Raw genomic sequence first — 12470 nt, forward strand, 5'->3', positions numbered from 1 at the left:
GATTTATTTCGACAGATCGGTTCCAATGACGTAGTTAAATTCTTCGTATGCCGCCATGCGGGTGGCTTGCAGCCGGTTCAGATCGCGGCTGTTTTCGGTGTAGGCTTCAAAGAGATCGACAAACTCCAGCAGGGAGATATTTCGCTTCAGAAAATTCGCCACCACTCCCTGGTTCAGTTGTTCGAACTGCTCCGTGAACCGGCCCTCGACCGAGCGAATCGTCTGCTCGGCATTGCGGATTTTCTGCCAGGCTGCCGTCACTTCGTTTTCGACCTGCACGGTTTTCTGCTGTTGCAATCCTCTCTGGTAGTCGATCTGGCTCCGGGCGGCCCGGATGGCGCCCTGATTGCGGTTGAAAAATGGCAAATCCACCGACGCCGACACGCCGAAGTAATTCGGGATGTAGTTGGAATTCTGATCGTAGACGCCACCAACGCGCACATCCGGCCGGGCCAGGGCTTTTTGCAGATTATAATTAAGCTGCGCCTGCTGCGTCAATGAACCGCTGATCTGCACATCCGGCCGGTGTTGCAGCGCCAGGCTCCGCAGGGAATCCAGCGGCTGGCTGGGCAGTTGAACCCGGTTTAGCTCGGCTTGGTCCACCAACGATTTAACCGGCTGACTGGTTGAGAGCAGCGTTTGCAGATAAGCCTGTTGGTCAGTGAGTTGCGAAAGGATTTCGGCGCGCTCTTTGGAAAGCTGAAACAGCAGCGATTTTAAGCGGATCAGTTCCCGCAACGAGACGTTGTTTCGCCGGTATTGCTCCTCAAACGCATCGACGGTATTTTGCAGAATTTCGATTTGCTGGCCGTAAAGCGCCAGCGTCCGCTGCTGAAAATGGAGTTCGTAAAACCGGCTGTGCACCTCAAAACGAAGGTTCCGGAGCAGATCGCGAAACTCCAACCCGGTCATTCGGGCCGATTCCTGCGCCAGCGCCACCCGTTTGTTTCGTTTACCAGCCGTCAGCAAAACCTGTTCGACGGATACAAATTTCTGCCCCTGCCGGCCAACGTCCACGGCCCGACCACGGCCGGGATTGTAGGCATTGATTTCGACCGTAAGGATCGGATTTTCAAACAAACCGGCCTGAAGTACCTGCGCCTGAGCCGCTTCAATCTGGTAGCGGGCGGCCAGGGCGAGCAGATTTCGCCCTACAAACAGGCTATCGGCCTGCCGGAGCTGAATGGACAAAGTGTCCTGGGCCCGGGCCATCCCGCTAAGCAGCAGCACCACCAGGGTCATGTATTTGATCATATTTTGGAAATTCACATGAAGAATGGCGTATCAGCGGCCAACCAAAGCTGTGGCTTCCGATCTGACTGGAGCAGACAGATGCGGCAGACCAGCGATCGGGTTACCGGCGGATACGAAAAACCGGAAGAAACCAGCCGTCTGCCGAATGCAGGGACGGTTTTTCCTCAAAAAAGAAGGGTAAAATCAGGCCCGTCGGGGCGGAGGAGAATCGATCTCAGGCGAATGAGATGAGTAGAAAGTCGCGTAGCAAGTAGGCTTTTTCTCGGAAAGCACCGGAAAAATAACGGCGATTTTCTGTAAAGGAACCGTGACGGAAGGCGTCGCCCAGTCATAAACCGACTTGACGATTTTGACCGCAATCGGATGATCCGGATCGTCCTGTTCGGGCACGGCATTCGGGATTTCGAGGACTTTTTCCAGCAGAACCTCCCCGATACTTTCCATTTTATTGACCGACAGATCCTCGGCACCCACGTTCTGAACAAGCGGCTGGGTGAATTGGTCCGGGGAATCGATGCTGAAGTTGAGCACGTTAACGGCCATCAACAGGCAAAAAATCCGGTGCAATAAAGGAAGATGACGAAGTACCTTCATAGGTTTATGCCGACAAAGATACGGAATTTGCCGATAATAAAAGCACAGGCTGCTCACCCGGCCTGCACCCGCTTAAAACCGGTAGCCCAGGTTTAGTCCGGCCAGCGAACTGATGCTGGCGGTTTTAAACGTGGTTAGTCCCAGCCGGGCACCCAGCATAAGGCGTTCAGTCGCAGCGAATTCGTATTCCGCAACGGCACTTCCGCCAAGGTTGACTTCGTTGATCTGCCGGTTTTTAATGCTAATCCCAGCTGCGCTTCCGTCGGGATTGATCAGGTAATCAACGCTTTCCCACCGATCGTCTTCCCGGTACCAGACCGACGGGCCGATGCCCAGCCGCAGGGCGTGCTGCGAACTTTTCACGAAATCAAACGAGGCCGTAAAATCCGCCGTGATGCGCTTGCGGGCTCTTCCCTGAAACACGTAGGCGTTGGGCAACGACCGGTTATTCGCCACTTTCAGATAGCCCAGACTGGCTTCCAGAACAATTCGATCGTTGCCCAGGTGCCGGGCATACCGCCCCAGATACCGGTAACCCAGATCATCGGGCGCATCCAGGGTCAGGTAATCAACACCAACCCGAAGGGCGTTTTTATAAACCCGGTTTTGAGCCTTTGCCACCGAAATCATCGTCAGCACGAGTGCCAGGACGCCAAAAAACCGCTTCATGATTACCGATTGAATTGTGAATGAGTAATACTGAATAACGAATATCGAAGGAAAAAGGTCTGCTCCATCACCGGGCAACCAGGTCACTTCGTTATTTAACAGTCAGTGTTCAGTATTACTAGTCTATGCTTTTTCCCCTTCTACCAGCCCGGATTCTGGGTCAGATTCGGATTGAGCTGGCGTTCTTTGGCCGGAATCGGAAACAGGTAATGCTTCTTTTCGTCGAACGGGCGGGCCTTTGCAGTCAGTTCCAGGTAGGCCCGTTTCCAGCGGACCAGATCGCGCCAGCGGTGCCCCTCCATGCCCAGTTCCACCACACGCTCGTGCATGATCCAGTCCATAAAAGCGGTTTTTGACAAACCGGGTGCCAGCGGCTCCAGGCCGGCCCGTTTCCTGACGCGGTTGACGGCGGCATAGGCATCGGCGGTTGGCCCCTGCGCCGAGTTGGTCGCTTCGGCATACATCAGCAGCACATCCGCAAACCGCATCAGACGGATGTTGACGTCCGAGCCGGTGGTCCAGTCAAACTCGTTTCCGGCGTCTTTCTGGTATTTGCGAACGGCAAAATCAACCGGCAAAATGTCGGACCAGGCTTTGTAATCGAGAATTTTGTAATAATCCAGCCCGTCGAATTTGCTGCCCTGCGGCCCAAAAACCGACGCCAGCAAGCGCGTATCCCCGGCTTCAAACTGCTTGACGTACCATTCCGACGGAATGACGTTGTTGTAGGCGCGTCCCCGAACGCCCATTTCAAGCGGCCGCAAACCGCCCGTGCCGCATTCGTCGCAGAACGCACCCGGGTTGACGGTCGATGAAAACTGAACCTCAAAAAGCGACTCGTTATTGTTTTCGTTTGTGTTCGTGTGGTTATCCCGGTAATTGGGCATCAGGTCGTAGTCATTCGAATCAATGATTTCCTTAAACAGCTTCGCCGATGCGGCATAGTCGGCCTGGTTGTTGGTCAGATTCGCCCGGTACAACAGCGCCTTGGCCCGGAATCCTTTCGCGGCACCGCGCGTCACCCGGCCAATTTCGTCGCCTTCGTACAAAACCGGCAGGCGTTTTTCGGCTTCTTCAAAATCCTTCAGAATGGCGGCATAGACGTTGGCTACCGCAATGCGGGTGGGCTGTTTTTCCGCCGGATTACTCACATCCACCACCTTCAGAATGAGCGGAACATCGCCAAAATTCGTCACCAGGATAAAGTAATACAGCGCGCGCAGAAAATACGCTTCACCCATCAGGCGGTTTTTCCTGGACTCGTTCATCGGAACGCCCGGAATGCGGGTGATGGCCAGATTCGCCCGGTAAATGCCCTGGTAACAACCCGACCAGATGAAGTTATACAGCTCGTTGGTGGCATCGGATTCGGCCTCCCGCATGGCGATCAGGCTCGGGCTGGCCGAAACGGTTGCCTCGGTTTCGTCCGACATCAATTCCTGCGTCAAATGCATAATTTGCGAATACAGATCCGGGGACGCCAAGGTTGCATAGGCCGCGTTGACGGCTTTCAGGGCATCTTCTTCGGTTTTGTAATAATTATCGGTCGTCAGCTCATTGACGTTTTCCACATCCAGTGCCTGGTCGCTGCAACCCACTATCAGACCGGTTATCAGCAACAGAACAGCTATCTTTTTCATACGAAATTGGAATTCGGTTTTCAGTATACGGTTCTCGGTACTCGGTTTACGGTTTTCGCCGGAACGACGCCTGGTCGGGCCACTGGCTTCTGAATGCGTCAGCCTACCGGATACTGAAAACCGTGTTCTGAACCACTTTAAAAATTAAGTTGAATACCGCCCAGAAATAGCCGCGACTGGGGCTGCTGCCCGCGATCAATTCCTTCGGCGATGGCCTGATTACTGGCAAACTCGGGATCAAAACCCGAATAGCGTGTTTTGGTGAACAGGTTTTGCGCGCCAACGTACAACCGCAACGTGCTGACGCCAAAACCGGACGTCAGGGCTTCGGGCAGCGTGTAGCCGACCTGCAACGACTTGACCCGGAAATAACCGCCGTCTTCGATGAAACGGTCGGACGGGCGGAAGTTACGCGTTCCGGAGGCATCGGCGCGGGGTTGGGTGGTCGACGGTTTTTCGCGGGTCCAGCGGTTCAATACGTCCGTGCCGGCATTATACCGCCCCAGATAACCGTTCAGCCAGTAGGCATTGGCATTGTACACCTGTTGCCCCGACGCCCCCTGTACCAACACCGACAGATCGAAGCCCAGCCCGCTCACGGAGGCCGAAAAACCGTAATAAAACGTCGGCACCGGACTGCCGAGATAGGTTTTATCGTCGTCGGTAATTTTGCCATCCTGGTTCAAATCCGCATACCGGATATCGCCGGGTTCGGTGCCGGTCAGGCTGGGGTTTTTGATGATTTCGTCGCGGTTCTGAAAAATACCGGTCCGCCGAAAACCGTAGTAGCTTCCCACCGGCTGGCCGATGCCCGTGGCCGTCACCAGTTCGTCCTGCACCTGGCCCCCAAAAACCGGGTTGGGCCGGTCGCCCAGCGAGACGACCCGGTTTTTCTGCCAGCTGGCAAACCCGCTGATTCCGAACGTGATCCATTCGCTTTGTTGTTCGGCGCTCACGCTCAGGTCGATACCCGAATTATCCACGATGCCGGCATTGGTCAGCGGAGCCGACGCGCCCACCGAAGCCGGCAACGGCACCTCGACCAGCAAATCCGTCGTCCGTTTCCGGAAATAATCCAGCCGCAGTTTCACCCGATTCTCCCATGCGCCCAGATCCAGCCCGACGTTGCTCATCGTGGTGGTTTCCCAGCGAACGCCGGAATTTGGCAAGGTGCTGGGAAACGCCCCCACACCCAGGAAGGAATTGGTGGGGCCGAACGGGTAGTTGTAATTCTGGGCAATCAGCGATGCGTACTGAAAATCACCGACGTTATCGTTGCCGGTTTTTCCCCAGCTCGCCCGCAACTTGATCGTGTTCAGGTACGGAACCGATTCCAGAAACCGTTCTTTGTTGAGGTACCAGGCCGCGCCCACCGATGGAAACGCTCCGAAGCGGTTTCCGGGTCCGAAGCGCGACGAGCCATCGCGCCGGATGGCCGCCGTCAGCCAGTACTTTTTCCCGTAATCATACGACGCCTGCCCCCACAAGCTAACGATCCGGTAAAAACCGTAGGTTCCGCCCACCGTGCGGTTTCGGGACGACTGCCCGGCGGTCAGGGAACGAATGTTGTTGCCGGGTAGATCGTCCGTAAACGCCGAAATATCGTCAATGCGGTAAGTCTGGCGGCTGCCGGCCAGCAAAACCGCCAGCGAATGCGCCCCCTGCGAATGCGTATAGCTTAGCTGGTGGTGCAACAGGGTGTTGTAATCGGTTTGCTTGGCGCGGGCCAGCGAAGCCGTAAGATTGATGTTGTACTCGCCCATGTTGAAAGCGGGCATGGCATACATCCGATCGGAATTGCGCAGATCGAAGCCGAGACTGGCGCGGTAGGTCAGGCCATCGAAAATCGCCCACTGCCCGAATACGTCCCCCACCAGGTTCAGCGACGATCGGCGGTCGTTGGTCAACATCGACAATCCAATGGGATTCAGGGCATCGTTGCTGGCGTCCAGGTACGTGGTGCCGTTATAACCGCCAATCTGTCTGGGGTTCGTAATGCTCAGATACGGCGCACTTTTCAACGCCTGTTCGATGGGCGTCCGGCCACCGGTCCCGTCGTTGGCGTGCTGAACCGATTGACTAACCACCAGATTCTGTCCTACTTTTACGGTTTCCATCAGGTCGAACTCCGTGTTGAGTCGCAGCGATAAACGCTCAAAATCAGCACCCAGAATGACGCCATCCTGTTTGAAGTAATCGGCAGCCAGCAGGTACCGGGCCGACTCGGTTCCGCCCGAAACCGACAGGTAGGCATTGCGAACCGGGGCCGGACGAAACAGCGCGCCGAGCCAGTCGGTGCTGGTTTTGAGCAGCGTATCAAGCGACGACTGGTTGGTCAGTTTGAACGCCGGAATCAGCCCGCCATTCGAACGGCTGTCGTTGATGTAATCGATGTATTGCCGGGTGTTGAGCAGTTGCGGACGCTGCGTGATTTGCTGGACGCCCGTATAAAACCCGGCCGCAATCCGGGGACCACCCAGGGCTCCCTTTTTGGTGGTAATGTGCATCACGCCGTTTGCGCCCCGCATTCCGTAAAGGCCGGTCGCCGTCGCATCCTTCAGCACTTCGACGGTTGCGATGGATTCCGGAGTCAGCCAGTTGAGGTTGTCGGATTGTCCGATAATCATCCCATCCACGACGATCAGCGGAGTGGTATCACCAAACCGCCCCGGACCGTGAATCTGGAGGGCAACCGACCCGCCCGGTTCGCCGGAATTAGCCCGAACGAGCAGGCCCGCAACCTGCCCCTGCAAGGCCTGCAAAGGGTTTCCGGTAGCGATCTGAAGCAATCTTTTTCCGGAAACCGTGTCTGTTGAACTGGTGTGCTGGTGGGCGGTTAGGCGTCCGCTCCGGATCGAAAGCGAATCATCGGCTTGGGGAACAGAAGCAGCAAAGGATGGTATCTGAGTAGCTAAAACAACGAATAAGCAACTGGTAATGAATTTGTTTGAGATTTCCAATGACGTCGAATAACACCGAAAAAGCGGTGAGTGTATCATACCTGGAACGGGTTAGAGAAGGGATTGCCGAAAGTTAATTAACTCTTCCGTATCAAGAATAATACCAATCAAAAAATAAAAAGCCTGCATGATCGAATTGATCACGCAGGCTTTTTTTATACCCACGGCCTCCGGCCGTGAGCGGAGACGAATTGGACTCCTCTGGCCAAGTCCCCGGACCGGTTTTCATCAACTTGATCCTACGCGGCCCGGCCCGTGGGTCCGTGTCGATTATTTCTTCCCAAACTCGCGGTGGTAGGCCGCTTTGTACAGTTCCTCCTCCGGCAGGCTTTTGAAATAATCGTACGTAATGCGTAAGCCTTCCGCCCGCGAAACCTTAGGCTCCCAGCCCAAAATTTCTTTCGCCCGCGTAATGTCCGGTTTGCGTTGCTTGGGGTCGTCGGTGGGCAGCGGTTTAACAACCAGCTTCTGCTGGGTGCCCGTCAGTTTGATGATTTCTTCGCCAAATTCCCGAATCGTAATTTCGCCGGGATTGCCGATGTTCACCGGATAGGCGTAATCGCTCAGTAACAGCCGGTAAATCCCTTCAATCAGGTCATCAACGTAGCAGAACGAACGGGTCTGGCTGCCGTCGCCAAAAACCGTCAGGTCTTCACCCCGCAGCGCCTGCCCAATGAACGCGGGCAGCACCCGGCCGTCGTTGAGCCGCATCCGGGGACCGTAGGTGTTAAAAATCCGCACAATCCGCGTTTCCAGTCCGTGGTAGGTGTGGTAGGCCATCGTGATAGCTTCCTGAAACCGCTTGGCTTCGTCGTACACGCCCCGCGGCCCCACCGGGTTGACATTGCCCCAGTAATCTTCATTCTGCGGATGCACGGCCGGATCACCGTACACTTCCGAGGTGGACGCAATCAGCACCCGGGCGTTTTTAACCCGCGCCAGACCCAGGCAGTTGTGGATGCCCAGCGAACCGACTTTCAGGGTCTGAATCGGAATTTTCAGGTAGTCGATCGGGCTGGCGGGCGACGCAAAATGGAGGATGTAATCGAGTTCGCCCGCAACGTGGATAAACTTGGAGACATCGTGGTGATAAAATTCAAAATTGGGCAGGTGGAACAGGTGTTCAATGTTACGAATATCGCCCGTAATGAGGTTATCCATCGCAATGACGTGGTAGCCTTCCCTGATAAACCGGTCACAGAGGTGTGATCCCAGAAAGCCGGCCCCGCCCGTAATGAGTACGCGTTTCATAAGTGGTATTTAACGTGAATTTCAGTTTACATTAAGCATTCTGCGGCACTTCCGGCCGAACCGTTTCCCGACCGATGCTGTAATAGGTATACCCTACTTCTCTCATCTGGTCGAGTTCATAGACGTTCCGACCGTCGAAAACCAGCTTGTTTTTGAGCAACAGGTCCATTTTAACAAAATCCGGGGTGCGGAACAACGGCCACTCGGTCATGATCACCAGCGCGTCGGCATCATCCAGGGCCGCATACGAAGTGTGAGCATAGGTGAGCTGATTGCCCAGCACGTTCCGCACGTTTTCCATTGCTTCGGGGTCATAAACCGTCACTTTCGCTCCGGCTGCCAGCAACGCCCGGATGTTTTCCAGCGCCGGCGCTTCCCGAATGTCATCCGTGTAGGGCTTAAACGCCAATCCCCATACCGCAATCGTTTTGCCTTTCAAATCACCGTTGAAGTGGTTTTTGATCATCGGCAGTAACTTGCTTTTTTGCCGGGCGTTGACGTCCATGACCGATTTCAGAATCTTGAAATCGTAATCGTATTCCTGGGCGGTTTTTTCCAGCGCCTGCACATCTTTCGGGAAACAGCTGCCGCCGTAGCCGATGCCGGCAAACAAAAACCGCTTGCCAATCCGGCTGTCGGTGCCGATGCCCCGGCGAATGTCATCGACGTTGGCGCCCGCTTTTTCGCACAGGTTGGCAATCTCGTTCATGAACGAAATCTTCACGGCCAGAAACGCATTGGCGGCATACTTGGTCATTTCAGCGGAGCGTTCGTCCATGAAAATAACCGGGTTGCCCTGCCGCACCAGGGGCGCATATAGTTTATTCAAAACCGCCTTGGCTTTGTCGGAGCGGGTGCCGATCACCACGCGGTCGGGTTTCATGAAATCTTCAACGGCCACGCCTTCGCGCAGAAATTCCGGGTTCGATACCACGTCGAAGTCGATGTTGGTGCCCCGCGAGATGTGCAGCCACACTTTCTCGGCCGTTCCGACCGGCACCGTGCTTTTATCGACCACCACCGCGTAGTGTTTGAGCAGCGGCCCCAGGTCATCGGAAACTTTCAGGATGTATTTTAAATCCGCCGATCCATCTTCGCCGGGCGGGGTGGGCAGAGCCAGAAAGATCACTTCGGCACCTTCGATGCCTTCGGCCAGATTGGTCGTGAATTTCAGGCGGCCTTCCGCCGTATTCCGGTTGAACAACACATCCAGACCCGGTTCATAGATGGGGATGATGCCGTTGTTGAGTTTCTCAACCTTTCGCTCGTCAATATCGACGCAGACGACCTGATTGCCGGTTTCCGCAAAACACGTACCGGTCACAAGCCCGACGTATCCGGTTCCAATAACTGCTAATTTCATAAGTGCGAAATGGTATTTGTGTGAGGTTGATGACTGGCAGGCAACTGATTTGTACTTTTTATATACCTGGTTTGCAGGACACAAAAATATATTTTTTTATCAAATTCCGGTTACTTCTCCCGGATTTTGTGACCCGGATGGTCCCATCTTCCGGGCAGCGCGCGGACTTAACCCTCGTTCACTCTGAATTTCAACCGCAAACTAAATTGAAAAAACCGCATGGCTCCGGATTTGGTTGACCAGTTGGGCCTGTTCCGATTTAGTTGTACATTATTCTGGAAATCACCGTAAACCTGCACCATAACCTCCCTCTGTCATGACCTCAGAAATTGTAGAAAACCAAGCAGATGACCTTTCGCAACTGATCATACAAAGCGTCCGCGATTTTGCAGCCCGGCAACTGCGGCCCCACGTCCGCCAATGGGATGAATCGCAGCATTTTCCCGTTGAAACGATGCGGCAATTGGGCGAACTGGGGCTATTGGGGGTGCTGGTACCCGAAGAATACGGCGGTGCCGGTCTGGGCTACCGGACGTACGTCAACGCCATTGTCGAAGTATCCAAAGTGGACGGCGCCATCGGTTTGTCCATGGCGGCCCATAACTCCCTGTGTACCAACCATATTTTGCTGTTTGGAAATCCTGAGCAGAAGGAACGGTATTTACCCAAACTGGCCACCGGCGAGTGGATTGGCGCCTGGGGACTCACCGAGCCCAATACCGGGTCCGACGCCGGAAACATGCAGACGGTCGCCGTTCGGGAGCGGTCCGCCGATGCGGATACCGACTGGGTGCTGAATGGCTCCAAAAACTTCATTACCCACGGCATCAGCGGCCAGGTGGCCGTCGTCATTGCCCGAACGGGTGAACCTAACACCCCCCACAATGCCACGGCGTTTATTGTGGAGCGTGGCACCCCCGGTTTTTCGGGCGGCAAGAAAGAAGACAAACTGGGCATGCGGGCGTCGGAAACCGCCGAAATGATTTTTCAGGATTGCCGCATTCCCGACCGCCAGCGACTCGGCGAAGTGGGTGACGGTTTTGTTCAGGCCCTGAAAATTCTGGACGGGGGCCGTATTTCCATTGCCGCCTTGAGTCTGGGGATTGCGCTGGGTGCCTACGAACACGCCCTGGCTTATGCGAAAGAACGGCAGCAATTCGGGCAGTCGATTGGGCGGTTTCAGGCCATTGCCTTTAAACTGGCCGATCTGGCCACCACCATCGAAGCGGCCAAATTGCTCACCTACCAGGCTGCCGACCTGAAAGATGCCGGAAAACCGGTCACCAAAGAATCGGCCATGGCGAAGCTTTACGCATCGGAGGTGGCCGTCAAAACCGCCGACGAAGCCGTGCAGGTTTTTGGCGGCTACGGGTACACGAAAGATTTCCCGGTCGAAAAATTCTACCGCGACGCCAAGCTCTGCACCATCGGCGAAGGCACCAGCGAAATTCAGCGGCTGGTCATTTCCCGTTTGCTGTTGGCGTAGCGACCAAAAAGAAAAGGCGGGAATCCTCCTGCCTCTTCTCCTTCTTCACAATTAAACCTCAGCTAATTATTGTGCGTATTCCGGTTTTTGGGGTAGTCGAACCGTGCCGCCAAGGTTGGCGTTTTGCATTAAACCGGAATTAATTTCGCTTTAAAAGCGGATTAAAGATTTTTGAGGTTAGCCCGCGCCATCCGGCTAAATCCTTTCTCCATCCGGCCGTGCAACCTTTCATTTATGGTTTTTTCTGCCTATCATCACGTCGCTTGGACTTATCGGCCTGTTTATCCGAGATTTACAGCAGCGTTACCAACTTAACCGCTCGATTCTTATGGGATATGTCTTTCTTACCCTTGCCTTTCTGGCCCTGGTTGTGGTTTTTGCTACGGTCAAAGTGGTGCCCCAGCAAACCGCCTACGTGGTGGAACGGCTCGGCAAATTTTTCGCCGTGCTGCAACCGGGCGTCAATTTTATCATTCCGTTTTTCGACCGCGTGGCGTATAAACACAGCCTCAAAGAAACCGCCCTCGACATTCCGGAGCAGATCTGCATCACCCGCGACAACGTGCAGGTGCGCGTCGATGGGGTGATTTTTATCCAGATCATCGACCCCATGAAGGCTTCCTACGGTATTTCGGATTACCGGTTTGCCGTCAGCCAGTTGTCCCAGACCACCATGCGGAGTGAGATGGGGAAAATTGAACTCGACAAAACCTTCGAGGAGCGAACCACGATCAACCAGGCCGTTGTCCACGCGATCGACGAAGCCGCCATTGGCTGGGGGGTCAAGGTGTTGCGTTACGAAATCAAGAACATTACGCCCCCGCAGACCGTTCTCAATGCAATGGAGAAGCAGATGCAGGCCGAACGCGAAAAGCGGGCGGTAATTCTCGAATCGGAGGGGCAGAAGCAATCGTCGATCAACATTGCCGAAGGGCAGAAGCAGAAAGTGGTGCTGGAATCGGAAGGGATTCGGCTGCGGCAAATCAACGAAGCATCCGGTCAGGCCGAAGCCATCAAATCCATTGCCGACGCAACCGCGGAAAGTATCCGAAAAATTGCAGTAGCGATTCAGGAAGAAGGAGGCATGAACGCAGTGCAGTTGCGCGTGGCCGAGCAGGTCGTTAACCAGTTCGGGAATCTGGCCCGCACGAACAATACGCTGATTCTGCCCGCCAACTTCGGCGATTTGTCATCGGTAATTGCCACCGCCATGACGGTCGTCAAGCAGCAGGAGAAAACAACGTAAACCGGGT

At 54.9% G+C, this 12470-nt stretch carries 9 protein-coding genes; 2 read left to right on the forward strand and 7 right to left on the reverse strand.

The features are described from left to right. Positions 1-3: 3 nt before the first annotated feature. From ACYVHX_RS21640 to ACYVHX_RS21670, 7 genes are all read right to left on the reverse strand, one after another. Entirely contained in the window at positions 4-1254 is a 1251-nt protein-coding gene (locus ACYVHX_RS21640; protein WP_460673778.1) for a TolC family protein, read from the reverse strand. A gap of 183 nt (positions 1255-1437) precedes the next feature. After that, complete coding sequence (locus ACYVHX_RS21645; protein ID WP_460673779.1) at positions 1438-1848, reverse strand: hypothetical protein; 411 nt, start codon at positions 1846-1848, stop codon at positions 1438-1440. Between the two features lie 72 nt (positions 1849-1920). Continuing rightward, positions 1921-2517, reverse strand: a complete 597-nt coding sequence (locus ACYVHX_RS21650) for a hypothetical protein (RefSeq protein WP_460673780.1) — start codon at positions 2515-2517, stop codon at positions 1921-1923. Positions 2518-2657: 140 nt separating this feature from the next. After that, positions 2658-4157 carry a RagB/SusD family nutrient uptake outer membrane protein gene (locus ACYVHX_RS21655; protein ID WP_460673781.1) on the reverse strand — a complete coding sequence of 500 codons (1500 nt, stop codon included), beginning with the start codon at positions 4155-4157 and terminating at the stop codon, positions 2658-2660. 137 nt (positions 4158-4294) lie between these two features. Next, complete coding sequence (locus ACYVHX_RS21660) at positions 4295-7156, reverse strand: SusC/RagA family TonB-linked outer membrane protein (RefSeq protein ID WP_460673782.1); 2862 nt, start codon at positions 7154-7156, stop codon at positions 4295-4297. Between the two features lie 231 nt (positions 7157-7387). Continuing rightward, positions 7388-8368 (reverse strand): UDP-glucuronic acid decarboxylase family protein, encoded by a 981-nt coding sequence (locus tag ACYVHX_RS21665; protein WP_460673783.1) that lies wholly within the window; start codon positions 8366-8368, stop codon positions 7388-7390. A 31-nt stretch (positions 8369-8399) separates the two neighbouring features. Continuing rightward, positions 8400-9731, reverse strand: a complete 1332-nt coding sequence (locus ACYVHX_RS21670) for a UDP-glucose dehydrogenase family protein (RefSeq protein ID WP_460673784.1) — start codon at positions 9729-9731, stop codon at positions 8400-8402. A gap of 316 nt (positions 9732-10047) precedes the next feature. On the opposite strand from ACYVHX_RS21670, the gene ACYVHX_RS21675 reads away from it, so the two are divergent. Both ACYVHX_RS21675 and ACYVHX_RS21680 read left to right on the forward strand, forming a co-directional pair. Continuing rightward, positions 10048-11217, forward strand: a complete 1170-nt coding sequence (locus ACYVHX_RS21675) for an acyl-CoA dehydrogenase family protein (RefSeq protein WP_460673785.1) — start codon at positions 10048-10050, stop codon at positions 11215-11217. 328 nt (positions 11218-11545) lie between these two features. Further along, positions 11546-12463 (forward strand): SPFH domain-containing protein, encoded by a 918-nt coding sequence (locus tag ACYVHX_RS21680; RefSeq protein ID WP_460673786.1) that lies wholly within the window; start codon positions 11546-11548, stop codon positions 12461-12463. Positions 12464-12470 lie beyond the last annotated feature (7 nt).

Source organism: Larkinella ripae, assembly GCF_054780775.1.